The organism is Pseudomonas sp. HLMP (assembly GCF_046365545.1).
In the GTDB taxonomy this organism is placed as follows: Bacteria; Pseudomonadota; Gammaproteobacteria; order Pseudomonadales; family Pseudomonadaceae; genus Aquipseudomonas; species Aquipseudomonas guariconensis_B.
This window is the reverse complement of the sequence record NZ_JBDLLR010000001.1, coordinates 3,700,180-3,724,984: the sequence shown is the minus strand read 5'-3', so window position 1 is coordinate 3,724,984 and position 24,805 is coordinate 3,700,180. Positions and strand designations below refer to the sequence as shown.

At 64.3% G+C, this 24,805-nt stretch carries 24 protein-coding genes and 2 pseudogenes; 7 read left to right on the top strand and 19 right to left on the bottom strand.

Annotated elements, in window-relative coordinates:
- Positions 1-531: 531 nt before the first annotated feature.
- Positions 532-1,659 (top strand): hypothetical protein, encoded by a 1,128-nt coding sequence (locus tag ABFA30_RS17075; protein WP_225787441.1) that lies wholly within the window; start codon positions 532-534, stop codon positions 1,657-1,659.
- 72 nt (positions 1,660-1,731) lie between these two features.
- Here ABFA30_RS17075 and ABFA30_RS17070 read toward each other — a convergent pair whose 3' ends face one another.
- From ABFA30_RS17070 to ABFA30_RS17060, 3 genes are all read right to left on the bottom strand, one after another.
- Complete coding sequence (locus ABFA30_RS17070) at positions 1,732-2,550, bottom strand: helix-turn-helix domain-containing protein (protein ID WP_225787442.1); 819 nt, start codon at positions 2,548-2,550, stop codon at positions 1,732-1,734.
- Between the two features lies 1 nt (position 2,551).
- On the bottom strand, positions 2,552-2,773 hold the full coding sequence (locus ABFA30_RS17065) for a hypothetical protein (protein WP_225787443.1): 222 nt from the start codon (positions 2,771-2,773) through the stop codon (positions 2,552-2,554).
- A 112-nt stretch (positions 2,774-2,885) separates the two neighbouring features.
- On the bottom strand, positions 2,886-3,959 hold the full coding sequence (locus tag ABFA30_RS17060; protein ID WP_410045711.1) for an NAD(P)-dependent alcohol dehydrogenase: 1,074 nt from the start codon (positions 3,957-3,959) through the stop codon (positions 2,886-2,888).
- A 222-nt stretch (positions 3,960-4,181) separates the two neighbouring features.
- On the opposite strand from ABFA30_RS17060, the gene ABFA30_RS17055 reads away from it, so the two are divergent.
- Positions 4,182-5,108: a universal stress protein gene (locus ABFA30_RS17055; RefSeq protein ID WP_253080935.1), complete on the top strand. Its 927-nt coding sequence runs from the start codon at positions 4,182-4,184 to the stop codon at positions 5,106-5,108.
- 177 nt (positions 5,109-5,285) lie between these two features.
- Here the strand turns inward: ABFA30_RS17055 and ABFA30_RS17050 are convergent, their stop codons facing one another.
- Positions 5,286-5,834 (bottom strand): GNAT family N-acetyltransferase, encoded by a 549-nt coding sequence (locus ABFA30_RS17050; protein WP_225787446.1) that lies wholly within the window; start codon positions 5,832-5,834, stop codon positions 5,286-5,288.
- Between the two features lie 237 nt (positions 5,835-6,071).
- Here ABFA30_RS17050 and ABFA30_RS17045 point away from each other — a divergent pair, with 237 nt between their 5' ends.
- Complete coding sequence (locus ABFA30_RS17045) at positions 6,072-7,445, top strand: MBL fold metallo-hydrolase RNA specificity domain-containing protein (protein WP_225787447.1); 1,374 nt, start codon at positions 6,072-6,074, stop codon at positions 7,443-7,445.
- Between the two features lie 67 nt (positions 7,446-7,512).
- Here ABFA30_RS17045 and ABFA30_RS17040 read toward each other — a convergent pair whose 3' ends face one another.
- The 6 genes from ABFA30_RS17040 to ABFA30_RS17015 all read right to left on the bottom strand — a co-directional run bounded on the left by ABFA30_RS17040 (position 7,513) and on the right by ABFA30_RS17015 (position 13,856).
- Positions 7,513-8,082, bottom strand: coding sequence for a GNAT family N-acetyltransferase (locus tag ABFA30_RS17040; RefSeq protein WP_253080934.1), 570 nt, complete (start codon positions 8,080-8,082; stop codon positions 7,513-7,515).
- 97 nt (positions 8,083-8,179) lie between these two features.
- Positions 8,180-9,082, bottom strand: a complete 903-nt coding sequence (locus ABFA30_RS17035; protein ID WP_225787449.1) for a DMT family transporter — start codon at positions 9,080-9,082, stop codon at positions 8,180-8,182.
- A gap of 382 nt (positions 9,083-9,464) precedes the next feature.
- The gene (locus ABFA30_RS17030) at positions 9,465-10,715 is read right to left on the bottom strand and encodes an aspartate aminotransferase family protein (protein WP_225787450.1); all 1,251 of its coding nucleotides are present in this window, start codon (positions 10,713-10,715) and stop codon (positions 9,465-9,467) included.
- Between the two features lie 74 nt (positions 10,716-10,789).
- On the bottom strand, positions 10,790-11,701 hold the full coding sequence (locus ABFA30_RS17025; RefSeq protein ID WP_225787451.1) for a LysR family transcriptional regulator: 912 nt from the start codon (positions 11,699-11,701) through the stop codon (positions 10,790-10,792).
- 101 nt (positions 11,702-11,802) lie between these two features.
- The gene (locus ABFA30_RS17020) at positions 11,803-12,339 is read right to left on the bottom strand and encodes a 2,4'-dihydroxyacetophenone dioxygenase family protein (RefSeq protein WP_225787452.1); all 537 of its coding nucleotides are present in this window, start codon (positions 12,337-12,339) and stop codon (positions 11,803-11,805) included.
- A gap of 155 nt (positions 12,340-12,494) precedes the next feature.
- Positions 12,495-13,856, bottom strand: a complete 1,362-nt coding sequence (locus ABFA30_RS17015; RefSeq protein ID WP_410045710.1) for an amino acid permease — start codon at positions 13,854-13,856, stop codon at positions 12,495-12,497.
- A gap of 165 nt (positions 13,857-14,021) precedes the next feature.
- Here ABFA30_RS17015 and ABFA30_RS17010 point away from each other — a divergent pair, with 165 nt between their 5' ends.
- Together ABFA30_RS17010 and ABFA30_RS17005 are read left to right on the top strand one after the other, a co-directional pair.
- Positions 14,022-14,159, top strand: a complete 138-nt coding sequence (locus tag ABFA30_RS17010) for a hypothetical protein (protein ID WP_225787454.1) — start codon at positions 14,022-14,024, stop codon at positions 14,157-14,159.
- 60 nt (positions 14,160-14,219) lie between these two features.
- A pseudogene (locus ABFA30_RS17005) lies at positions 14,220-14,828 on the top strand (cache domain-containing protein); the annotation flags it as partial.
- 2 nt (positions 14,829-14,830) lie between these two features.
- Here the strand turns inward: ABFA30_RS17005 and ABFA30_RS17000 are convergent.
- Positions 14,831-15,088 (bottom strand): annotated as a pseudogene (locus tag ABFA30_RS17000) (thiamine pyrophosphate-binding protein); the annotation flags it as partial.
- A gap of 256 nt (positions 15,089-15,344) precedes the next feature.
- Between ABFA30_RS17000 and ABFA30_RS16995 the strand changes: the two are divergent.
- A complete protein-coding gene (locus tag ABFA30_RS16995; RefSeq protein ID WP_410045709.1) occupies positions 15,345-15,785 on the top strand; it encodes a GlcG/HbpS family heme-binding protein in 441 nt (146 codons plus the stop codon).
- Between the two features lie 144 nt (positions 15,786-15,929).
- On the opposite strand, the gene ABFA30_RS16990 is transcribed toward ABFA30_RS16995, so the two are convergent.
- Positions 15,930-16,541 carry a TetR/AcrR family transcriptional regulator gene (locus ABFA30_RS16990; protein WP_225789917.1) on the bottom strand — a complete coding sequence of 204 codons (612 nt, stop codon included), beginning with the start codon at positions 16,539-16,541 and terminating at the stop codon, positions 15,930-15,932.
- A 132-nt stretch (positions 16,542-16,673) separates the two neighbouring features.
- Between ABFA30_RS16990 and ABFA30_RS16985 the strand changes: the two genes are divergently transcribed.
- A complete protein-coding gene (locus tag ABFA30_RS16985; RefSeq protein ID WP_410045708.1) occupies positions 16,674-17,588 on the top strand; it encodes a DUF808 domain-containing protein in 915 nt (304 codons plus the stop codon).
- A gap of 210 nt (positions 17,589-17,798) precedes the next feature.
- On the opposite strand, the gene ABFA30_RS16980 is transcribed toward ABFA30_RS16985, so the two are convergent.
- The 7 genes from ABFA30_RS16980 to puuE all read right to left on the bottom strand — a co-directional run bounded on the left by ABFA30_RS16980 (position 17,799) and on the right by puuE (position 24,784).
- Entirely contained in the window at positions 17,799-18,581 is a 783-nt protein-coding gene (locus tag ABFA30_RS16980; RefSeq protein WP_225789915.1) for an outer membrane protein OmpK, read from the bottom strand.
- A 353-nt stretch (positions 18,582-18,934) separates the two neighbouring features.
- Positions 18,935-19,720, bottom strand: coding sequence for an outer membrane protein OmpK (locus tag ABFA30_RS16975; protein WP_253081601.1), 786 nt, complete (start codon positions 19,718-19,720; stop codon positions 18,935-18,937).
- A 142-nt stretch (positions 19,721-19,862) separates the two neighbouring features.
- On the bottom strand, positions 19,863-21,218 hold the full coding sequence (locus ABFA30_RS16970) for a nucleobase:cation symporter-2 family protein (RefSeq protein ID WP_253081600.1): 1,356 nt from the start codon (positions 21,216-21,218) through the stop codon (positions 19,863-19,865).
- 165 nt (positions 21,219-21,383) lie between these two features.
- Complete coding sequence (locus tag ABFA30_RS16965) at positions 21,384-22,700, bottom strand: urate hydroxylase PuuD (RefSeq protein WP_225789912.1); 1,317 nt, start codon at positions 22,698-22,700, stop codon at positions 21,384-21,386.
- 45 nt (positions 22,701-22,745) lie between these two features.
- Entirely contained in the window at positions 22,746-23,249 is a 504-nt protein-coding gene (locus ABFA30_RS16960) for an ureidoglycolate lyase (RefSeq protein ID WP_133331566.1), read from the bottom strand.
- A 93-nt stretch (positions 23,250-23,342) separates the two neighbouring features.
- Positions 23,343-23,858: a 2-oxo-4-hydroxy-4-carboxy-5-ureidoimidazoline decarboxylase gene (gene uraD / locus ABFA30_RS16955; protein ID WP_225789910.1), complete on the bottom strand. Its 516-nt coding sequence runs from the start codon at positions 23,856-23,858 to the stop codon at positions 23,343-23,345.
- On the bottom strand, positions 23,858-24,784 hold the full coding sequence (puuE, locus tag ABFA30_RS16950; RefSeq protein ID WP_225789909.1) for an allantoinase PuuE: 927 nt from the start codon (positions 24,782-24,784) through the stop codon (positions 23,858-23,860). The genes uraD and puuE overlap by 1 nt, the downstream gene beginning before the upstream one ends.
- Between the last annotated feature and the right edge of the window lie 21 nt (positions 24,785-24,805).

Sequence of the window (24,805 nt, the reverse complement as noted above, 5' to 3'; positions counted from 1 at the left end):
CTCTGCGCGACAGCTCAGTCCGAAGGGCAGGGTGATCCCTCATAAGCACAGTGATGAATGACAGAAGGGGGAGCGGCCTTGTGGCGCGAAAGGGGCGCGCAGCGGCCCAGTGACCGGTATCCACCAGTTCGCCGAGGGCAGATCAACGGCACGCGTGTGATATTGCGGGTATGCACTTGGTTGTCGTGGCAGAGCCGGTAGGCCGAGCACGGTAGGGTATTCTCGACCTTGCTCGTCCACTGGCCACCCCTGTTCTGGTACACGCTTCCCAAGTGTCGCGAACAGACACGCAAACGGCGTTAGCGGAAGGTTCGGTGGGCAAAACCAGCACGTACATTGCTTGTCGAATCCACGCTGGATAACAAAGAGAAGAACCACCACTCCCAGCCCTTCCACCCGCTCGATCACGTTACAACTGTCGAAAAAAGCCTTTCATACCCAGTGTTCTTCGGGCGCTGCGCGCTGCCCTGCTGCGCCTGGAATACAGCGACTTCTAGCAATAAGAAAAAGAAGCACGAGGACGTAGTCAAAATGGATAAGCAACATTCCCCCGCCCGCATTTCCCGAATGTTCGTCATCGGTGGCGCCTGTATCGCCCTGCTGATCGGCTCCGGCTTCGCCACAGGCCAGGAAATCATGCAGTACTTCGTGGCCTACGAATATGCCGGCCTGGCCAGTATCGCGCTCATGTTCCTGCTATTCACCTACGTGGCACTGAGTTTTGTCATGGCGGGTTACGAGCAACAGTTTTCCGCACCCAAAGACATCTTCAGGTATTACTGCGGCAAGCCTATCGGGACGTTCTTCGACTACTTCTCGGTGTTGTTCCTGTACATGTCGTTCTGGGTCATGATCGCTGGCGCGGGGGCGGCCCTGAACCAGCAGTTCGGCTGGCCCAACTGGTATGGCGGCGTCCTCATGGGCGGGCTGACCCTGGTGACGCTGTTCTTCGGCTTCAACCGCCTGATCAGCGTGGTGGGCTCCATCGGCCCGCTGCTCTCGGTGCTGGCGATCGTCATCGGCGTGGCGGGTGTGCTCATGGCACCTGAAGGCCTGGAGCAGTACCCGGCCACGCTCAAGCCCCTGGTGGAGGACAAGACCGTCCTGCAGGCCGGCAGCAGCTGGTTCACGGCGTGCCTGTCCTATGTCGGCTTCTGCATGATGTGGCTGGCGGCCTTCATGACCAACCTGGGCAGCACCAGCAACAATCGCGCCGAGGCCGGTGGCGGCGCCGTCCTGGGCATGGTGCTGTTCTCCCTGGCGGTCCTGGCCATGATGCTCGGCCTGGCGGCGCACCTGGAGGATGTGGCCAGTGCGCAAATTCCTTCGCTGATCCTGGTGGAAAAGCTGAGCCCCAGTCTGTCTGGCCTGGTGACGCTGGTCATCTTCGCGGCCATCTACACCACAGCGGCTTCGCTGCTGTGGGCGCCGGTGAAGCGTTTCGCGCCGGATGAATTCAGTGCCCGGCACCGTGGGCTGCTGTGCGTGCTCTGCGTGGTCGGCACCGCCGTGGGCTTGAACGTACCCTTCGATGCGTTGATCAACGTGGTGTACGTGCTCAATGGCTATATCGGCTTCTGCCTGTTGTTCCTGATGCTGGTGACCGACTTCAAGCGGCGCGTGTTGAAGCGTTCGCCCCAGGTGATCGGGCAAAACTGAACGTTCGCCCCCATGCCAGTCAGTTAAGCGTTACTGACTGGCATGGGGGCGAACCTGTCGTCTTTTTTTCACTCAGTCCTCAGCGGGCCGGGCGCACGCCGAGCGTGACCGTGACTTGCCGTAGCCATGTTCCAACGCCATCAGCGCCGGCAGGTCGAGGATCTCCACGACGCGCCCACGCAGGCGCACGATTTCCAGTTGCCGCAGGTGCGCGATGCCCCGGCAGACGGTTTCCAGGCGCAGCCCCAGGTAGGAGGCGATGTCTTCCCGCGACATGCGCAGGACGAAACCGTGGGCCGAATAGCCCCGGTTGACGAAGCGCCTGGACAGCCCCACCAAAAAGCTCGCCAAGCGTTCCTCGGCGGTGAGGTTGCAGATCATCAGCACGCGCTCGTGCTCGCGGACGATTTCCCGGCTGAGCAGGCGGTTCAGGCTTTGTTGCAGGAAGGGGAACTCACGGGCCAACGCTTCCAGGCGCTGGTAGGGGATGGGGCAGACCTCGCTGTCTTCCAGGGCGATGGCATCGCAGACATGGCGGTTGGTGCTGATCGCATCCAGCCCCATCACATCGCCCGGCATCCAGAAGTTGATGACCAGACCCTGCCCCTCGGCATTGGTGAGGCTGGTCTTGAAGCTGCCGAAGCGTATCGCGTAGAGGTACTGCAACGGGTCGTTGGCGTGGTACAGGCCGCAACCTTTCCTGACCCTGATGCGCTGGCCGATCAGCGCGCTGAAGCGGCCATTGTCCTGCTCGGGCAGGCCGGTGGGCAGGCACAGCGAGCCGACCCTGCAGCCCTTGCAGACAGAGGCGAGCGGGTGCAGGTGGATCGGCGGGGCCGCGGCATCCTGGGGCGGTTGTTCGATGAGCCTGGCGTTGATCCGCTCGTACATGTCAGGCCTCCGTCGGGTGCGCGCGGGCACTTGGGCGGGGCAGGTGATCCGGGGGGACCGGGCAAGGAGCGATCATCGCCAGGGAATGCGGGGCGTTGAGGCGGCTGTTCAAGCGTTCCACGAACTGGCGAGCCTCCTCGTGGCTGTTGAAGGCCACGCGCCACAGGTCCATGTGCACCCACCAACGGCCCTGTCGTGGGTGCTTCTCGATATAGACGTTCATCGGCCATCCTCCGCGTGGTTGCGCCAGGCCAAGGCCTGTGAGGTTCAGACGTACCTGTACATGCACATTCGATGAAGCGTGACAGCGTCCATGCCCAGCGTGGCAGGAGGATTCAGGGCGTGATCGCCACCTTCATGACCCCATCGCGCTGATGGGCGAACAGTTCATAGGCCGCCTCGATATCGTCGAGTTTGAAGCGGTGCGTCACCAGCGGCGACAGGTCGACGTGGCCGCTGGCGACCACTTGCATCAGGCGGCGCATGCGCTCCTTGCCGCCCGGGCAGAGGGTGGTGACGATGCTGTAGTCGCCGAGCCCGGCGGCGAAACCGTCCAGCGGAATGCGCAGGTCGCTGGCGTAGACCCCGAGGCTCGACAGCGTGCCCCCTGGACGTAGTACGCGCAGGGCCGACTCGAAGGTCGCCTGGGTGCCCAGGGCCTCGATCGCCACGTCGACCCCACGGCCGTCGGTGAGGGCCATGATCTGTTCCACCACGTCGCCCTGCTTGAAGTCGACCACATGGGTCGCGCCGAGCTGGCGTGCCACGGCCATGCGTGGCGCGATCGAGTCGATGCCGATGATGGTCGTGGCGCCCATCAGGCGTGCCCCGGCGACCGCGCACAGGCCGATGGGGCCGAGGGCGAACACGACGACCGCGTCACCGATCTTCACGCCACCGCGTTCGGCGCCGGAAAAGCCTGTGGACATGATGTCCGGACACATCAGCACCTGCTTGTCGGAAAGCCCGTCGGGAATGGGCGAGAGGTTGACCATGGCGTCGGGCACCAGCACGTACTCGGCCTGGCAACCGTCGATGATGTTGCCGAACTTCCAGCCCCCGGTGGCCTTGAAGCCATGCCGGGTGCCCGGCCCATCCTGGGAGGCGCAGCCGCACAGGCAGGCGTTGCTGTGGCCGCTGGGGGTGATCGCCCCGGCGATGACCCGCTGGCCTTCGCTGAAGCCCTGGACCTGGGCGCCCAGTTTCTCGATGACCCCGACCGGTTCGTGGCCGACGGTCAAGCCCTTGGCCACGGGGTACTCGCCACGCAGGATATGCACGTCGGTGCCGCAGATCGTGGTGGTGGTGATCCGCACCAGCGCATCGAGGGGGCCCACGTCGGGAATGGGTTTCTCGTCCAGCACGATTCTGTTCTTGTCGACGAAGATCGCAGCTTTCATGCGAGCCATGGCAACGCCTCCTGATCCGTGATCGGCATTCGAAATGTTCACCTAGCGTGCGCCAAAACCCTGGGCATCCATTGACCGGTGTCAATGTTTCGCTCGGGATTGGCCGGTCGCGCGCGACCGTATGTCGGCCCGCTAGGTGCCGATGCGATCTTGATACAGGTCAAGCGGGCAGCAGGGCGGAGGCGCAGCATCGAAGCACGACTCCCGAGCATGAGGTGCGCCATGGCCGACCAACAACGACTGCTGCTCATCGCCTCCCCGCTGATGCAGCATACCCCCGCCCACGAACGGGCCGCGGCCCTGGCCAAGGCCAAGGGCATGGCCCTGCACATCGTGGCGTTCGACTACCTCGAAGGGCTGGCCACGGCCGGGCTGGTGGATGAGCAGGCCCTGGCGGCGATGCGCCAGGGCTACCTGGAGCGACACCGCCAATGGCTCGAGACCCAGGCCGTGCCGCTGCGCCGCAACGGGCTCACGGTGACCACCGAGGTCGTCTGGGTGCAGGATGTGCTCGATGAAATCCTCGCCCACCTGCGCGAGTATCCGTTCGCCATGCTCATCAAGGATATCGAGCAGGCGTCGCGCCTGCAGCGGGCGCTGTTCACCACGCTCGATGTCCGGCTGCTGCGCGAGTGCCGGGTGCCGCTGCACTTCGTCTGTGCCACCCGGCATGCCCTCCCGCGCAGGGTGCTGGCGGCTGTGGACCTGTCGCGGCCGCAAGACCAGTACGAAGGGTTCAATGACCGCATCATCAGCGAAGCCTTGAAGCTGGCCTTGCAATGCAATGCGCAGATGGAGCTTCTCTACGTCTACGATCTGGGCACCATGTACCAGGAGGCCGAGACCCTTGCCCGGCGTTCGTTCCTGTTCGACGCCAACGCCGCCGAGACCTTGCACGCGGCGCAGGGTGACGAGTTCAATCAGTTGGCCGAACGCAATGGCATTCCTCCCGAGCGCTGCCACATGATCATGGGCGACCCGGCCAAGGTACTGACGTTGTTCGTCGGGCATCACGATATCGATGTGGTGGTGATGGGGCGGACCCACCATCGCGGCGTCGCCAGGTATATCGGCAGCACGGTCGAACGGATGCTGTACAAGTTGCCGACCAGCGTGCTGGTGATCACGCCGGAGCAGGCGGTGGTGTGAGCGACAGGGGCCGCTTCGCGCCCCATCGCCGGCAAGCCGGCTCCCACAGAGTCCCTACAAACCGCACCATCTAGGGTACGACTCGTACCTTGTGGGAGCCGGCTTGCCGGCGATGGGCTGCAAGGCAGCCCCATGCCGCGTGACTGACCGGCATTGACGCCCGTCCCGCATCGACACTCACTCGCGCAGTGCGAGTTCATGGATGATCTCAGAGACATCCCCGTCCAGGTAACGGGCAGAAAAGCCAAGCGCCTTGGCAAGCCGGTGCATCCCGTAGTTGCCCGCCAGGTCGCGCGACACCATGCCGTGCAAGCCATCGCTCCGGGCGGCATCGATCAGGTGCCGCATCAGCAGCCTGCCCAGCCCCTTGCGCCGCCAGGGCTCGCTCACCGCCACCGCGCAGGTGCAGTCCTGGCTGCCGGGGATCGCCGCGTAGCGGCTCAAGCCGATCTGGCACAATTGGCCTGTGTCATGCACCAGGGCGACGAACACCCTGCACCCGTGAGGGTCCACGTCCATCAGCCGGTCGATCATCGACGGCGCGCGGCCATCGAACCCTGCCAGGCGGCGGAAGTGGCGCACGTCGTGGGCCATCGCCCCGAGGAAACGCCGCCCCCGCTCCCGGTCCTCCTCGCGCAGGGGGCGGATCAACACCGGTGTTCCGTCATCCAGGGCCTCGACCCAATGTGGGCAGGCCAGGTCGTCATCGTCATGCTTGCTGTTCATACCCTGCTCCCAAGCGCTCGATCCCAGCCGGCAACAAGGTTGTTGTAGAACGCCTGACTCCGGGCGACCTGACCTGCATCAAGTTTCCGGTGTGGCGCGAGCCTTTCTGACCTGGATCAAGCCGGCAGGCGGCGGCGCTTCGATAATCCGTGGACGAGCCGCTTTGGCGGGCATGTCCGATGGCCTGTAGCGCCCTGGCGGTCAACCCACGCCTGACTGATCCCAGAGGTCGATGCCATGCAGCTTACCTTCCTCGGTGCCACCGGCACGGTGACCGGCAGCAAGTTCCTGCTCGAACGCGGTGCCACCCGTATCCTCGTCGACTGCGGCCTGTTCCAGGGCTACAAGCAGCTGCGGCTGCGCAACTGGCAACCCTTGCCGATGCCGCTGCATTCACTCGACGCGGTGCTGCTGACCCATGCCCACCTGGACCACAGCGGCTACCTGCCCGTGCTGGCCCGGGAAGGCTATCGCGGGCCGGTCTACGCCACCCCCGCCACCTGCGAGCTGGCCAGGATACTGCTGCTCGACAGCGGACGGCTGCAGGAGGAGGAAGCCGACTATGCCAACCGGCGGGGCTATTCCAAGCATCATCCCGCCCGTGCCCTCTATACCGAAGAGGACGCCCAGCGTGCCTTGAAACTGTTACGGCCGCTGGAGTTGCACCAGCGGGTGCAGATCGCCCCTGGCGTGCACGTCTACCTGCGTTCGGCCGGGCACATCCTGGGCGCTGCCAGCGTGGAGCTCAGTGTCGATGGCCAGACGCTGGTGTTCTCCGGCGACCTGGGGCGGCCGGAAGACCCGGTCATGTATGCGCCCGAGCCCATCGAGGCGGCCGACATCCTGCTGGTGGAGTCCACCTATGGCGATCGCCAGCACCCCGCCGGCTCGACCGAGCAGTACATCGCGGATGTCATCAACCAGACCTCGCTGCGCCAGGGCATCACCCTGGTGCCTTCGTTCGCCGTCGGGCGCGCCCAGTTGTTGATGTACTACCTCTACAAGCTGAAGAAGGACGGGCTGATCCCCGATATCCCGGTCTATCTCAATAGCCCCATGGCCACCGACGCCACGGCGCTGTACCTGCGCTTTCACAGCGAGCACCGTTTGTCGGCCGAGGAGTGTGCGGCGATGTACCGGAGCACGCGCATCGTTCGCTCGGTCGACGAGTCCCGCCAACTGGACCAGTTGCGCGGGCCTGCGGTGATCATCGCCGCCAGTGGCATGGCGACCGGTGGGCGGGTGCTGCACCACCTCAAGGCGTTGGCGCCCAACCCTCGCAACAGCCTGCTGTTCTCAGGCTTCCAGGCCGGTGGCACGCGTGGGGCGGACATCGTCGCCGGGGCGAGGAGCGTGCGCATGCATGGCATGGACGTCCCCATCAACGCACAGGTGTTCGCCATGGAGAATCTTTCCGCCCATGCCGATGCCGACGAAATCATCCAGTGGCTGCGGGGTTTGCGTACCGCGCCCCGGCAGACCTACGTGGTGCATGGCGAGCCCCACGCCGCCGATACCTTGCGCCGGCGCATCAGTCTCGAGCTCGGTTGGTCGGTGTGTGTGCCGGAGCACTTGCAGACGGTGCCGGTGGGGCAGGGGGAGGAGCACTAATTACACCGTTGGGCTTGGCAAATGCTGGGGCCGCTTCGCAGCCCCAGATGACCCACCTGCAGGCAGCTCAGACCAAGGCCAGACGGTGAACGACCTGGCTGGGGTCGTCCGGGTCCCGCGAGGTGGTGAAGCCATGGGCCTGTGCCAGGTCGCGCATCGCCACGTTCGCGGCCGCGTCGATCGAGTACATCTGCGTGAAGCCATGGGCCTGGGCGGCATCGATCAGGTGGCCGAGCAGCAGCGATCCCAATCCAAGGTTCTGCCAGGCATCGAGCACCGTTACCGCGCATTCGCACTGCCCGGTCTCGGCCGCAGCCGCGTAGCGGCTGATGCCCACTTCCTGCAGCTCGCCGTCGACATGGGCCAAGGCCACGTAGGCCATCTGCCGGTCGTGGTCGATGCTCATCAGTTGGTCAAGCATGGCCTCGCCGGGCTCCTTGATCTGGCACAGGAAGCGAAAGTGCCGCGACTGCGGCGACAGCCGCTGGATGAACGCTTTCTCGCGCTCCCGATCCGCGGCGCGCAGCGGCCGGATGAGCACATGGCTGCCGTTGTTCAGGGCTTGGACCCAGTGTTCGCCAGCGGTCTCGGGAAATGCCAGGTCAGCGGGTGCAGCATGGGGATGGGCAGGGTCCATGGGAGCCTCCAGCAGGTTCGGGAAAGGAGAATGCACCCTGCTGTTTTAGCGCCCTGCCCAGGGCGCCGCTTGATCTTTGTCAAGTGTGGTCGCCGCCTCAGTGGGCTGCGGCCTTGCGCCACGCCGTCATGAGGGTGGCCAGCACGATCAGGGCCGCCCCGGCGGCCATCCGCAGCGACGGCTGTTCGCCGAACAGCCACCAGGCGCAGGCGATCGCATACACCGGCTCCAGCGCAATGACCATGCCGGCGGTGCGGGCCTGCAGGCCGTCCAGGCTCTTGACGAAGAGGAACTGCGACAGCCCGGTGCAGAACACGCCCAGCAGCGCCAGATTGACCCAGTCGTTGCCGTGCAGGCTGGTGCCGGCCAGGTGGCTGAAGGCGAACGGTGCCACCAGCGCCGCCACCACCACGTTCTGCCAGAACGCCACCTGCATCGCGTCCATGCCGCTGGGGCGGCGGCGGTTGGCGACCGCCAGCAGGGCGAACGCCAGGCCCGAGGCCAGCCCCCAGAGCAGGCCCATGGTGCCTTGGTCGAGCAGGTCGAAGGACGGCACCACCAGCACCAGCCCCGCCGTCACCAGCAACAGCAGCAGGCTCTCGGTGGCGCCGGTCCGCTCGCGGAACACCAGCAGGTCGATCAGCGCGATGAACGCCGGGAAGCTGGCGAAGCCCAGGGTCGCCACCGCCACGCCGCCGACCTTGATGGCGATGAAGAAAGTCACCCAGTGGGCGGCGAGCAGGGTGCCGGTCAGGCCGATGACCGGCAGGTTGCGCCAGCTCAGCGCATCGAGCAGACGCGTGCCCTTGAGCCCGGCGACGAAGCCCAGGGCGATGAAGGCGAAGGTCGCCCGGCCGAAGGTGATGAGGCTGGCATCGGCCTGGATCAGTGCGCCGAGGATACCGGTCAGGCCGAACAGCACAGCGGCGATGTGCGCGGCGAGCAGGGCGTTGCGATGGCCGGTCGAGGTCCCGGCGGTGGAAACGGAGGTTGCGATCATGGCAGTCGAATGGTCTTCACAAGCGCGCGCAGGCACTTCCCAAGGGCGATGCGCGCGGGGTTTTCGGGTTTGGAGAATTTATCGTTATGGGGTGCTACCGGTTGTCCGGTGCAAAGGGGCGCCGCAGCGTTGGAATTGTGAAGCGAGGCTGCATACTCGCGGGTGTCGCGGGGCTGGCCTCTGGCGCAAGGTTCAGCCGATGGGAGAATTATTCGATCAGGGGGCTTTGGCGAGACGGTCGCCTGCGACATGTACTTGTCAGATCGCGACGTTGCTTGTGTCGTTGCGCGTCATGGCGACGTGGGTGGTGGCCCAATGACTGTCCGGGGCGCCGGACCGGTCGGAAAGGGGCGCGAAGCGCCCCAAACGACAGCTCAAAGTCTCACCCTGCGTGGGCGAAGCGTGGGGCAAGGCTGGCGGCGGCGGCCTCGAAGCAAGCCTTCATGTCGTCCACCACCTCGTCGCTGTGATCGAATGACAGGTAGATCCGCCCATATTGCGACGGCATCATCAGCAGGCCCGCTTCCCGCAGGGCCAGGTGCAAAGCCTTGCTGAACCCGGCGTCGCCGACCTCCAGTGCCTGCGCGTAGGTTGCCGGCGCCTGACGCGAAGGCCAGATACCGAACACGTTGCCGTAGCCACTGGTGCTCACGGCCATGCCCTGGGCGGCGAAGATCTCTTCCACGGCAAGGCGCAGCCCTTCGCCACGCTCGAGCAGGTGCGGATAGTCGGCATCGTCCAGTTGCGCCAGTGTGCTCATCACCGCCGCGCACGCCATCGGGTTGCCGCTGAAGGTGCCGCCACGCAGCACGCGCCCCTCCTCGAAGCCCGCCAGGATATGTGGCTTGCCGACGATGGCAGAGACCGGTACGCCGTTGCCGATGGCCTTGCCGACGCTGGCGATGTCCGGGTCCAGGCCTGCGTGCAAGGCCGCCAGCCCCGCGTGCAGGCGAAACCCCATCAGGACTTCGTCGCTGATGACCAGGGCGCCGTGGCGGTGGGCCACGTCCTGTACGTGCGCCAGGTAGCCAGGGGCAGGCATGATGCAGCCGGCGTTGGCGAGCATGGGTTCGAGGATCACCGCGGCGATGTCGGGGTCTTCGGCGAACAGGCGTTCCACGTCGTCGAAGTCGTTGAAGCGCAGCAGCGTGGTACGTGCCGTGGCGGGGCGCTGGCCGTTGGCGAAGCCGGCTTCGCGCGAACTGACGTTACCGAAGCTGACGTCGTCGAACCAGCCATCGAAGCCGGCCGCCATCTTGGCGATCCTGCCGCGGCCGGTGAAGGCGCGGGCGGCGCGGCAGGCCAGGTGCACCGCCTCGCTGCCGGAGTTGGTGAAGATGACCTTGCTCAGCGCGCCGGTGTGCGCAGCGAGCGCAGTGGCGGCGGCATGCTCGCGGACATGCGCCCACGACGGCGAGGGCGAGTCGGCCAGGGCCGCCGCGACCTGGGCAGTGACCTGGTCGTTGGCATGCCCGAGCAACACGGCGCCGAAGCCGAGCGCGGTGTCGATGTAGCGACGGCCTTGGTCATCCCACAGGTAGGCGCCCTTGCCCTTGCGGATGAAGAGGGTTTGCCCGTTGAGTTCGGGCAGGATGCGAGCGGCGCTGGAAACATCGCCAACCAGGTTACGCATGGGGACCTCTGTTCTGTCGTTCGATGAAGAGCCGATGGCGGGATCGGCTCGAAGCCTGTGTGGTTCGGCCACGCTCACTGTCGGCGTGTGTCCCAGGGGTTGTGGGCGAGCTTGTGCTCGAGGAAGTCGCGGAACACGCGGATCCTCGGGCTCAGGTGCTTGCGGTTGGTGTAGATCATGTAGATCGGCTCGCTGCTGTCGCTACTGTAGGGCTCCAGCAGCGGGACCAGGCGCCCGTCGTGGAGGTCCTGGCCGATATGGAACTGCGCCAGGCGCACGATGCCCGCGCCACCGAGCGCCAGGTCGCGCAGCAGGTCGCCCTGGGCGAACGTGGCCTTGGGGACCACCGGCACCGTGGTGGGCTCGCCATCGATGAGGAAACTCCAGTTGTTCCAGACGCTGTCGAAGCCGAAGTTGAAGCAGGTGTGATCGAGCAATTGCCGTGGATGCTCGGGTACGCCATGGCGGGCCAGGTAGTCCGGCGAGGCGCAGACGATCCAGCGGCTCTGGCCGATCTTGCGAGCGATGCGCGTCGAATCGGGCAGGATGCCACTGTGGATGGCCACGTCCAGCCCTTGATCGAACTGGTCATGAAACTGCGCACCCACCTGGATATCGACGGCCAGGCCAGGGTAGGCCGCGAGGAATTCCGGCAACCAGGGGATAATCTGGTGCTTGGCGAAGGTGGTCATGGTATGGATGCGCAGCGTGCCACTGACACGGGTCGGGAACGCCTCGGCCAGTGAGTCCGCCTCGGCCATGGCATTGCTCACCGCTCGGGCGCTGACCAGGTAGGCGGCGCCTTCCTCGGTCAGCGTCAGGCTGCGCGTGCCACGCTGGAACAGGCGCACCTGCAGGCGGTTCTCCAGGCGGGTGATCAGCTTGCTGATGGCCGAAGGGGTCATCCCGTGGGCCCGTGCCGCCGCGGAGAAGTTACCGTGCTCGGTGGCCCAGAGGAATGCCAGCAATTGTGAGTAGTTGTCCATGTTCCTGTCTCCCGTGGCCGATCAGCAGACGGGCAGTGCTGCGGTGGTCGAGCTGGGCGTGATGTCGTCGGGGCTGCACGGCAGCCCCGACAGCAGCCTGCTCAGCGGATGAACTGTTCGATGTAGTCGTCGGGCAGGCCCAACGACGTGTAGTGTGCACGAGCGGCTTCCAGTTTGGTGAAGACGTCCTCGTACCCCACTGCCACACCTTGGGGATCGACGTAGGTGTAGCCCCCTTGCACATGGAACCAGGTGATCATCTCCTCCACATCTTCCGGCACGAAGAGGGTGTGGGTCTCTCCCGGCGGCTCGAAGGCGAACGAGCCTTCTTCGGCGATCCAGTCATGCTCCAAGTAGTACCAGCGCCCCTTGAGCACCAGCGCATGGACCCCACCGGTATGGCGGTGGCGGGACAGAACACCGCTCTGGCGCACGCGCAGCAGGTTGATGTAGTAGCCGCCAGAGACGCTCAGCAGCAGGGGCTTGAAGGACACCGACGCGGTCACCGGGACCCACAGTTGGTCGTCGTCGAGCCATTTGCCAAGCACGCCGGGGTGCACCATGTCGGGCGACATGAAAGGCACCTGGGGCAGTTGATAGGGAATCGCCAGTTCGTCGGGTTTGCGGGCTACGTTCATGAAAGGCTTCCACGGTTGGTTCTCTGGGGCCCCGGCCATACGGTCGGCCGGGGCTTCATGCAGGTTAAGGTTGCGATAGAGGGGGAAAAAGGACCTCGTCGGCACACCCGCCATGACGCTCGGTCACAGCGGGCTGGCAGTCGCCGCGCGGAGACTCAGGCCAGGGCCCGCCGCTGCGCGTGCTCGTCGAGCGGTGCCATGGCACTGCGCTGGGCCGAAAGCTCTGGCTGGGACTTCTGCAGGTAGGCGCCGATGCCCACCAGCACGGCGGTCAGGCCGAGCGTGGAAAACAGCTCCGCGCGCTGCCCCGGGAAGGCTGCCATGATCGCGAAGACCCCGAGGATGAAGGCGATGGTCAGCACGGTCAGGTAGGGGAACAGCCACATCCGCACTTCCAGGCGCTTGCCCAGGGCCACGAGCTTGCGACGCATGTACAACTGGGTCACGGCGATCACCAGGTACATCAGCAGGGCCAGGGCTCCGCTGGTGGCCAGCAGGAACTGGAACACTTGCTTGGGCAACAGGTAGTTGGCCGCCAGGGCGACCAGCGCGGCCAGCGATGTCAGCGCGACCGCCAACAGGGGCACACCCTTGGGCGTGGTACGCGACACCGCCCTTGGCGCATCGCCCCGCTTGGCCAGCGAATAGGCCATGCGCGAGGCGGTGTAGATCGCCGAATTCAGGCAACTGGTCACCGCCACCAGGACGACGATGCTCATGATGGCAGGTGCCCAAGGGATGTTCATGGCAGTGAGCACCGCCTGGTAGGAGCCCTGCGCCAGGCCTGGCGCATTCCAGGGGACCAGGCACACGACCACGAACATGGAGCCGAGGTAGAACAGGCCCAGGCGCCACACCACTGCGCGAATCGCCTTCTTGATGTTGGCCTTGGGGTCCTTCGATTCGGCTGCGGCGATGGTGACCACCTCGCTGCCCTGGAAGCTGAACATGGCGGTCAGCAGCGCAGCGACTATCGCCACGTTGCCATTGGGGGCGAAGCCGCCGTTGGCATACAGGTTGGCGATGCCATGGGTGGACGAACCTGGCACCAGGTCGAAGATGGCCAGTACGCCCAGAACGATGAAGCTGACGATCGACACCACCTTGAACAGCGACAACCAGTACTCGAGCGTGCCGAACGAGCCCACGCTGAGGCTGTTGCAGACGATCAGCACGAAGGTGATGGCAAAGGCCGTGATCCAGTGGGGAAGGCCCAGCCAGTCGCCGAGGATGTTGCCGGCCACGATGGCTTCGATGGCGATGACCAGCACGTAGAACCACCAGTACAGCCAGCCAATGGAAAAACCGGCCCAGCGCCCGATGGCCTGGTCGGCATAGGAGGAGAACGAGCCGGTGTCCGGCCTGGCCGTGGCCATCTCTCCGAGCATCTGCATCACCAGCACCACGATCATCGCGGCGATCACATAGGACACCAATACCGCAGGTCCGGCGGCCGCGATGGCGTTGCTCGACCCCACGAAAAGGCCTGCGCCTATCACGCCGCCAATCGAGATCATCGTGACCTGCCTGCCTTTCAAGCCGTTCCCCAGCTTGTCATTGACCTTATCTTGACCATCACGCATCGGCTTGCACCTCGGTTGGACGCTTATTGTTGTCAGTGGCCACCGGCGAGGCGGCCTTGGCGCACTACCTTAAGGGCTGGGCGAGGCGTGGATTAGGCCATGGCATTTCACAGCAGGTGTGACGAGTCGTCACAGGATCGCGGCCTGCTGTTCACCGCGCTGATGTTTCCGTTCACGACCTGGGAAAATACCGAACGCCATCAAATTGTTCAGGCAACGGCCGATAGCAAGGGGTGACAGGCCGCCATCGAATCATGCGCGTGCGATATTCAAAAAAATAATCCAAGGTCTTGAAACATGAACCTGAAATTCCGCCACAAGATCCTGCTCAGCGCTTGCGCCGTCGTGGTCCTGGCATTCGCCTTGTTCACCCTCTACAACGACTACCTGCAGCGCAACACCATCGGCCAGAACATCGAGGCGTCCGTGCAACAGGCTGGCGCCTTGACCGCCAGCAGCGTGGAGAACTGGATGAGCGGGCGCATCCTGGTGCTGGAGAACCTGGCCCAGGACATCGCCCTGCAGGGCACCGACGCCAATGTGGCGGGGTTGGTCGACCAGCCTTCCTATACCCGTAACTTCCTGTTCACCTATCTCGGCCAGGCCGATGGGGTGTTCACCCAGCGACCGTTCGTCGAGCTGCCCGATGGCTTCGACCCGCGCCAGCGCCCTTGGTACGGCGCCGCCGCGAGCGCGGGGCACACGGTGCTGACGCCACCTTACCAAGGCACGGTCGGTGGCCTGATGATGAGCATCGTGACGCCGGTGCGCAGCAAGGCCAGCGGCGAGCTGCTGGGCGTGGCTGGCGGCGACCTGAGCCTGGACACCCTGGTGGACATCATCAACGCCGTGGACTTCGGCGGCATCGGCCATGCCTTCCTGGCCGACCGCGACGGCCAGGTGATCGGGCCGGTGACCATGTCGGTGCCGGCAGGGCCGGAGGTGCCGATGCACACGCCGATGTTGCCGGGGTTGGCGCGGGTGTAGCCCTCGGCCATGTGCGAGGCGCCTTCGACGTGACGAGCGAGGACGTGATCGATGCCACCGACTTTCTTCAGGGCCGAGTACAGCGGGTTGATGGCAGCCCCCGGGATGCCGAACGCGGTATCTACACCTTCACGGCGCATGACCAGAACGGCTGCATCGATTGCTCTCATTTTGCTCATGGTTTGTGCCTCATCGATTTTGTAATTGTATACAACTTGCTTTGCGGTAGAGTGTATTCACGCTCAGCGGCTTAGGTCAATCCATTTTCATCCCGGGAAGTGGCGTTCGTCGGAATGCCCTTGAAAACTGGGTTTCGCCGTGTCGTGCACGATATTTTAAAAATATTGTATACAAAAAGTATGAGCGTTGTGTTCTATTGAGCTATCGGTTTTCAACTGCCCTCAGGGCTTCTCACAACAAGAAGAGGACCTTTCCATGAACGCATTGACCCTGAAAGTCGCTGTCAGCCTAGTGAACGCCGCGCTGGCCGCTGGCCGCAAGATCGACGCCGCACCGTTGACGGTGGCGGTGCTGGATGCCGGCGGGCATCTATTGGCGCTGCAACGCGAGGATGGCGCCAGCCTGCTGCGTCCGCAGGTGGCGATAGGCAAGGCCTGGGGAGCTGTCGCCGTGGGCAAGGGGTCGCGCCTGCTGGCGCTGGATGCCCAGCAGCGCCCGGCGTTCTTCGCCGCGCTCAATGGCCTGGGCGAGCGCCCGGTGGTGCCGGCGCCGGGTGGTGTGCTGATGCGCGATCAGGACGGCAAGGTGCTGGGAGCGGTGGGGATCAGCGGCGATACCTCGGATATTGACGAGCAGTGCGCGATCAGTGCGATCGAGGAGGTGGGGTTGACGGCGGATGCCGGTGTAGTGGCGTGATCCGTTGACGGTGCAAGGGGCTGCTTGGCAGCCCATTCGCGGCACGAGGCCGCTCCCACAGGTTCGGCGCTGTGCTTGAGAAGAGCGCATGGCCCGTGGGAGCGGCCTCGTGCCGCGAGGGGCGCGAAGCGGCCCCAGTGAGGTTCAGGCGGCCTCGGGCTCGCAGCCCTTGAGCACCAAGCGAATGATGGTCTGCGCCGCCGCGTCGTAGTCACTGTCGGCGAGCTTGGCCTTGCCGGTCACCACCGCGATCTGCCAGTCGAAGTCGGCATAGGTCTGGGTCGCCGCCCAGATGCTGAACATCAGGTGGTGAGGGTCGACCGGGGCGATCTGCTTGCGCTCGATCCAGCGCTGGATGCACTCGATGTTGTGCCGTGCCTGTTCGTTGAGCTGCTCCACCTGCTTCGGTGACAGGTGCGGGGCGCCATGCATGATTTCGCTGGCGAACACCTTGGAGGCATGGGGCAGGTCGCGGGAAATGCGGATCTTCGAGCGGATATACGCGCTCAGCACTTCCCTGGGGTCGCCGTCGGCATTGAACGGCGTGGAGGCCTGCATGATCGGCGCGATGATGCTTTCCAGCACTTCGCGGTAGAGGTTTTCCTTGGACTTGAAGTAGTAGTAGACGTTCGGCTTGGGCAGCCCGGCCTTGGCGGCGATGTCGCTGGTCTTGGTGGCGGCGAAGCCCTTGTCGGCGAATTCCTCGCTGGCTGCGCGCAGGATCAGTTCCTTGTTGCGCTCGCGAATGGTGCTCATTGTCGGGAATCTTCCTTTGTCTGGCCACCTCTAGGAGGGTCCGGCATGGTAGCACCCGCTTCGCCGGGCGCTCAAGGCAGCATCCCTGGGCTAGAATTCGAGCTTCTCACAACCCCTCGGAAGCAGGTGAACATGGCAGGAAGCAGTCTACTGGTGTTGATCGACGACATCGCCACGGTACTGGACGATGTCTCGGTGATGACCAAGGTCGCGGCGAAGAAGACCGCAGGCGTGCTGGGCGACGACCTGGCACTCAATGCCCAGCAGGTCACGGGTGTACGGGCCGAGCGGGAGATCCCGGTGGTCTGGGCGGTGGCCAAGGGCTCGTTGGTGAACAAGGCGATCCTGGTGCCGGCGGCGCTGCTGATCAGTGCCTTCATCCCCTGGGCGGTGACGCCGCTGTTGATGCTCGGCGGTGCCTACCTGTGCTTCGAGGGCTTCGAGAAGCTGGCGCACCGGTTCCTGCACAGCAAGGCCGAGGATGAGGCCGAGCACAGTGCGCGCAAGGAGGCGGTGGCCGACCCCGAGATCGACCTGGTGGCCTACGAGAAAACCAAGATCAAGGGAGCGGTGCGCACCGACTTCATCCTCTCGGCGGAAATCATCGCCATCACCCTGGGCACCGTGGCCGATGCGCCGCTGAGCCAGCAGATCATCGTGCTGTCGGGTATCGCCATCGTCATGACCATCGGCGTCTATGGCTTGGTGGGTGGGATCGTCAAGCTCGACGACCTGGGGCTGTGGATGACCCAGAAAGCCTCGACGATTGCCCGCGCGGTGGGCAATGGCATCCTGCGCGCGGCGCCGTACATGATGAAGAGCCTGTCGGTGATCGGCACTGCGGCGATGTTCCTGGTCGGTGGTGGGATCCTGGTGCATGGCATCGCGCCGCTGCACCATGCCATCGAGGCGTTCAGCGACGGGCGGGGTGGGGCATTGACCGGCGCGTTGCTCAATGGTGTGGCTGGAGTCGTGGCCGGGGCCGCGGTGCTGGCGGTGGTCAGTGTGGTGGGCAAGCTGTGGCGGGCGCTGCGGCCAGCGGCTTGAGCGGAGGATGGCTGGGGCGATGCCCCGGATCGCGGCGGTTCGGTGCCTTGGCAGGCTCGCTCCCAGGGTTGCGAGCCGATCACGAGTGGCGCGGTGTGGAGGGGCCTTGTGGGAGCGGGCTTGCCCGCGAACAAGGGCGCCGCCCTTGCCATGCTCCGGTGATACCGGGACAGGCGCATTCGCAGGCAAGCCCGCTCCCGCATGCTCAGGTCAGAAGTGCACCTTGAGCAGGAAGCTCATGGTGTTCTGGTCGGTCGTGAACGCATCGCTGTCCTTGATGCCGTACTTGTTCTTCCAGTAGTCGTACTCGATACCCACGTACAACTGCTTCTCGCCAAGCTTGAGCGCCTTGCCCAGGTCGTACTTGACCTGCGGGTTGAAGTGCAGGTTGGCCTGGTAGGTGCCGCGGCGGTTCTCGTCGTTGTCCACCACCCAGTCCATGAAGCCGTCGATGAGCAGGTCGGACGAACCCACGGGAATGGTGTACGACCACACCGGGGTGATCTGCCAGACATTGTCACCCGGGCGGCTGCCATCGGTGGTGCGCTGGTAGAAGTTCAGCTGGAAGTAGTCGAAGCCTGGGATGTCCAGGTCGAAGCCGGGGCCGATCAGGTAGGCCTCGGTGTCACCTTCGCCGAACTCGTAGGTCATCGCCAGGAGCACGTCCTTGACCGGGCCGAACGCCAGCTGCTGGTCGAAGATCTTGCCGAACGACAGGCGCGGGCTGATCTCGCCGTAGTAGGTGTTCGGGCCGTTGTTGGCGTCTTTCTTGCCTTGGTAGAAGATCTTGTCGATGAAGATGAAGTTGTCGCCGTACTTCCAGCCGTCGGCGTGCTCGAAGGTGAAGGTCTGCTGGATGTCAGGGTTCACCTTGAAGTTCTTGCCCCACAGGTAGGTGAGGCTGTTGTTCTGCCATTGCAGCAGGTCGCCGGCGAAACTGGTACCGCAAGCCAGCAGGCCGCCGGCGAGGATCAGGCTGTTGAGGGTACGCATTGCGTGGGTCGCTCCCTTGATTGGATCTGTTGTCAGCGCTCTGCGGCGCTATTTTTGTCTTTTGGGTCAGCTTTTTTCGATTGGCCACAGCTGTTTGGCAAGAGCTGCGCCAACCTTTCCGGGTTAGTCACAACCATCCTGCTCGACTTCGTTCTGAACGGATGAAAATGGGTATTTCAGGCTGGCAACACGTTGGCCAACCGCCCGAATTCATTGACTGAGCGGTCAGTAAACGCGGGCAGGGTCCGTCCTGCCCCGATCGAGGGGGCGCGCAGATTACTCACTTGCGCGCCTTGCCTCAAGTGCTCCGTCCTGGCGCACTATGGCATAAAACCTGATTTATGAGTCAACTTTTAGAAGTGTACCTTCACCAAGGCACTGGTCACGCTCTGGTTGCTGTCCAGGTTGCCGCGGCTGTCGATGCCGTACTTGTCCTTCCAATAGCTGTATTCGATACCCACGTAGAGCTGCTTGGCGCCCAGGTTCAGGGCCTTGCCCAGGTCGTACTTGACCTGTGGGTTGAACTGCAGGTTGGCGTGGTAGGTGCCTCGGCGGGTCTCGTCGTTGTCCACCACCCAGTCGATGTAGCCGTCGATGAGCAGGTCGGAGTTGCCCACGGGGATGGTGTAGGACCAGCTCGGGGTGATCTGCCAGACATTGTCGCCCGGGCGGCTGCCTTCGGTGTTGCGCCAGTAGAAGTTCAGGTTGAAGTAGTTGAAGCCGGGGATCGCCAGGCTGAAACCGGGGCCGATCAGGTAGGCCTCGTTGTCGCCTTCGCCGCTCTCGTAGGTCATGGCCAGCAGCACGTCCTTGACCGGGCCGAACTCGAGCTTGCGGTCGAAGATCTTGCCGAACGACAGGCGCGGACTGAACTCGCCGTAATAGGTGGTGACGCCTTTGTTCGGGTCGGCCTGGCCGTTGTAGAAGATCTTGTCGATGAACAGGAAGGTGTCGCCATACTTCCAGCGGTTGGCGTGCTCGAACGTCAGCGTTTGCTGGATGCGGGGGTTGATCTTGAAGTCCTTGCCGTATAGGTAGGTCAGGCTTTCGCCATGCCACTCCAGCAGGTCGCCCGCGAACGCGGGGAGGGTGACCAAGAGGCTGCTGCCCAGCAGCAGGGACGAGGTGATGCGCTTCATGTCGTGATTCCCGGACTTATTGTTTTTGTTGGCGTTTTTTTGGCGCGCAGGCGCCCCGGACGGCCCATTCCGGCGGGCCGACGGTCCAGCGGTTACGACGGGGAGGAGCGAAGGGGCGGCGCAGACCGCCACCCCGTCTGGCTCAGTGCTGGTGACAGGCGTCGTTGTGCGCCGCGCGGTCAGCGCCACCGAGGATGTTGAACAGCAGGTTCAGCACCAGTGCACTGACCGTGGCCATGGCGATGCCGCTGTGGGTGATGGGCTCCATCCACTGGGGCAACTGCGCGAAGAACTCCGGTCGGACCACGGGGATCAGGCCGAGGCCGACGCTGACCGCCACCAGCAACTGGTTGCGCCGATCGGAGATGTCCGCTTCCTGGAGGATCTTGATCCCCGTGGCGGTGACCATGCCGAACATGGCGATGGACGCGCCACCGAGGACCGCGGGCGGGATCGAGGCGATCAGGAAGGCCGCCTTCGGCAGCAGGCTGAGCAGGATCAGCAAGGCGCCCGCGACCACGGTGACGTAGCGGCAGCGCACCCCGGTCATCTGCACCAGGCCGATGTTCTGGGCGAAGGAGGAGTGGGTGAAGGTGTTGAAGAAACCGGCGACGAACGAGGCGCCGGCGTCGCACATCAGGCCGCGACGCAGCATGCCCGGGGTGACTTCGCGGTCGGTGACCTTGCCCAGGGCGAGGAACATGCCGGTGGACTCGACGAAGATGATCACCACCACCAGGCACATGGACAGGATCGGCGCCAGGCTGAAGGTCGGCATGCCGAAGTGCAGCGGGGTGACCACCTGCAGCCACGGCGCCTGGGACAGGCCGGAGAGGTCGACCATGCCGATCGAGCCGGCCAGGACGTAGCCCAGGCCCATGCCTACCAGCACCGAGACATTGACCCAGAAGCCGCGCATGAAGCGGTTGATCAGCAGGATCACCGACAGCACCAGGCCGGCCACCAGCAGGTAGATGGGCGAGCCGAAGGTCTCGGCCTCATGGCCACCACCGGCCCAGTTGACCGCGACCGGGAACAGCGACAGGCCGATCGAGGTGATCACCGTGCCGGTGACCAGCGGTGGGAAGAAGCGCACCACCTTGGACATGAACGGCGCGATCAGCATGCCGAAGAACCCGGCGGCGATGGTCGCGCCGAAGATCCCCTGCAGGCCCACGCCCGGCATGCCAGCCATGGCCACCATGCTGCCGACGGCGGCGAAGCTGGCACCCATCATCACTGGCATTCGGATACCCACCGGGCCGATGCCGAACGACTGGACGATGGTGGCGACGCCGGCGACCAGCAGGTCGGCGTTGATCAGGAAAGCGACTTCTTCACGAGACAGCCCAGCGGCCTGGCCGATGATCAGGGGCACGGCGATCGCGCCGCCATACATCAGCAGTACATGTTGCAGGCCCACCAGAATCAGTTGGAACAGAGGTAGGGGTTGTCGTGGGGGCGCAACGGGGATGTACGCCTTGCGTGACTCGGACATGCAGCACCTCGAGTTTTGTTTTTATTCTCGGATCCAAGCGCCAGGCTTCAGGCGGCAGGCTTCAAGAAAAAGCCTGGGGTTCCCGCGTTGAAGCCTGACGCTCGATGCTTGCTTGTTACGTACTACGTGCAGCGTGGAGCTTGTGGCTCGCAGCTGTTGCCTGGGTCAGTTGACCGGAGCGCCTTTGGCGATCCAGGCACCGACCAGGTTGCGTTCTTCCTGGGTCATCTGGGTGATGTTGCCCAGCGGCATGATCTGGCTGGCGACAGCCTGCGCTTGGATGCGCGCGGCCTGGGCCTGGATCTGCTGCGGGGTGTCGAACACCACGCCGCCAGGGGCGGTGCTGAACAGCGGGCTGGTCGGCTTGGCCGAGTGGCACACGGTGCAGCGTTCCTGGATGACGGTGTGGATCTTCTCGAAACCACCCGGGGCGACCTGTGCGGTGGCCGGGGCCTCGGCTGCAGCGGCTGGAGCCTCGGCGGCCTTGGCGGCTTCCTCGGCGCGCCGCTCGGCGGCGGTCTTGCCACCGACGGCAGTGGCTGGCAGCGGCTGGTACTCGATCGCGGCCTGCTCAGGGGCTACCGACATCGGCTTGGGACCGGTCACATAGGCCAGGCAGATCATCGCCAGGGCGCCGACGGGCAGGGTCCAGGCGTACTTGTTGCTGTCGTGGCGGGTGTTGAAGTAGTGACGGATCAGTACCGCGGCCACTGCGATCCCGGCCAGGATCAACCAGTTGTACTGGCTGCCGTAAGTGCTCGGGAAGTGGTTGCTGATCATGATGAACAGCACCGGCAGGGTGAAGTAGTTGTTGTGGCGCGAACGCAGCAGGCCCTTGGCCGGCAGTACCGGGTCAGGGGTTTCGTTCTTCTCGATCGCCGCCACCAGCTGGCGCTGGGCCGGCATGATGATGCGGAACACGTTGCCGACCATGATGGTGCCGATGATCGCGCCGGTGTGCAGGTAGGCACCGCGGCCGCTGAACACCAGGCTGAAGCCCCAGCAGGCGGCGATGATCAGCACGAACAGCACGCCGCCGAGCAGGGCGGGGCGCTTGCCCAGGGGCGAGTCGCAGAGGAAGTCGTAGATGAACCAGCCGGCGATCAGCGAGCCGATACCGATGGCCACGCCCTCGGCACCGCTCAGGGTGCTGCCGGGTGCCAGCAGGTAGAGGGTCGGGTTCCAGTAGAACACCACGCACAGCAGGGCGATACCGGACAGCCAGGTGAAGTAGGCTTCCCATTTGAACCAGTGCAGGTTCTCCGGCATCTTCGGCGGGGCGAGCTTGTACTTCTCCAGGTGGTAGATACCGCCGCCGTGGATGGCCCAGAGGTCACCCGACAGCCCTTCGCGCGGGCTGCTGCGGTTGAGGTTGTTCTCCAACCAGACGAAGTAGAACGACGCACCGATCCAGGCGATACCGGTGATCATGTGAACCCAGCGAATGCTCAGGTTCAGCCATTCGTGAAGGTGTGCTTCCACAGTATGTACCTCATGCCGGTCACCGACGCGATGACCGACCTTTTCTTATTGGTGGGGATTGAGGATCAGCATCTGTTCCTCGGTGAAGTAATGCTCGTCGCAGTTGTTGCCAGAACCACTGCGATCAACCACCAGGAAGTCATCCCGCTTTTCGATCGTCAGCACCGGGTGGTGCCAGACGCCGCGATGGTAATTAACGCCCTGCCTGCCATTACTGCGGAAGGCTCGGACCAAGCCTGATACAGGTGCATCGCCAACGGGCGCGACCACGATCAGAAAGGGGTTGCCGAGCAGCGGGATGAAAGCCTGGCTGCCCAGCGGATGGCGTTCCAGCATGCGCACGGTCAAAGGCATCTCCAGGGCGTCGGCGCGGAAGATGCTGATGATCGCCTTGTCCTCGGGCTCGGCGGTCTCGACCGTGGCGAGCTTGTGGAAGCGCATGGTCGAACCGTTGTTGATCATGAAGTGGTCGCTGCCGTCGGTTTCGATCACGTCACCGAAGGGGGCGAAGGCTTCTTTGGTCAGGGGCTCGATCATGAGTGTGCGCATGCGGTTATCTCTTTGTTCTGTGTTCTATTCAGGGTCAGAGGCCGGCCCCGGGGCGATCGCGTCGCGCGCTCGGGGCCGGCCGGGCACCGTCTCTTAAAGTTGCAGCAGGCGGAACAGGGCGATCAGGTTGATCTGCGCCAGCGCTTCCTTGAACTCGGTATCGACGTCGTTGTGGATACGCTTCTCGAAGGCGGCGAGGATCTGGTGCCGGTTGCTGCCCTTGACCGCCATGATGAACGGGAACTTGAACTTGGCCTTGTAGGCGTCGTTGAGTTCGGTGAAGCGGGCGAATTCCTCGGGCGTGCACTGGTGGATGCCGGCGCCGGCCTGTTCGTTGGTGCTCGATTCGGTCAGTTCGCCCTGGATGGCCGCTTTACCTGCCAGGTCCGGGTGCGCATTGATCAGCGCCAGTTGCTCGTCGTGGCTGGCACTGAGCAGGATGTCGCTCATGCGCTGGTGCAGCGCCTCGATCTCGTCCAGCTCGCCCAGTTGGCCGAGGTCGTAGGCTTTTTCGGCGACCCACGGCGAGTGCTCGTAGATGTCGGCGAAGGCCTTGACGAAGGCGTCACGCTCCAGGGTCGATGGCTTGAGGGTCTTGAAGGCGGTCATCAGGCGTTCTCTTTCTTGTACGGGTGGGTGGCGTGCCAGTGGCGGGCGATGTCCACGCGACGGGCGAACCAGACTTGGTCGTGGCTCTTGGCGTAGTCGATGAAGCGCTTGAGCGCGGCCAGGCGTGCCGGGCGGCCGACCAGGCGGCAATGCAGGCCGATCGACAGCATCTTCGGCGCCTCGGCGCCTTCTTCGTAGAGCACGTCGAAGGCGTCCTTGAGGTATTGGAAGAACTGCTCGCCGCAGTTGAAGCCCTGGACCTGGGTGAAACGCATGTCGTTGGTGTCCAGGGTGTAGGGGATCACCAGGTGCGGCTTGCCAGTCGGGTTGTTCGGCTCCCAGTAGGGCAGGTCGTCGTCGTAGGTGTCGCTGTCATAGAGAAAACCGCCTTCCTCCATCACCAGGCGACGGGTGTTCGGGCCGGTGCGGCCGGTGTACCAGCCCAGCGGGCGCTCGCCGGTCAGTTCGGTGAGGATACGGATGGCTTCGAGCATGTGCTCGCGCTCCTGGGCCTCGTCCATGTTCTGGTAGTCGATCCAGCGGTAGCCGTGGCTGCAGATCTCGTGGCCGGCCTCGACCATGGCGCGGATCACGTCGGGGTGGCGCTGGGCGGCCATGGCCACGGCGAAGACGGTGAGCGGTACGCCGCTGTCCTTGAACAGCTTGAGCAGGCGCCATACGCCGGCACGGCTGCCATACTCGTAGAGCGACTCCATGCACATGTTGCGCTGGCCCTGCAGGGGCTGGGCGGCGACCATCTCGGAAAGGAAGGCCTCGGATTCCTTGTCGCCGTGCAGGATGTTGCGCTCGCCGCCTTCTTCATAGTTGAGCACGAAAGACAGGGCGATGCGGGCATTCCCCGGCCAGCGCGGGTGAGGTGGAGTGTTGCCGTAACCGATCAGGTCGCGAGGATAGTCAGCGCTCACTGCAGTCTTCCTTCTTGTACG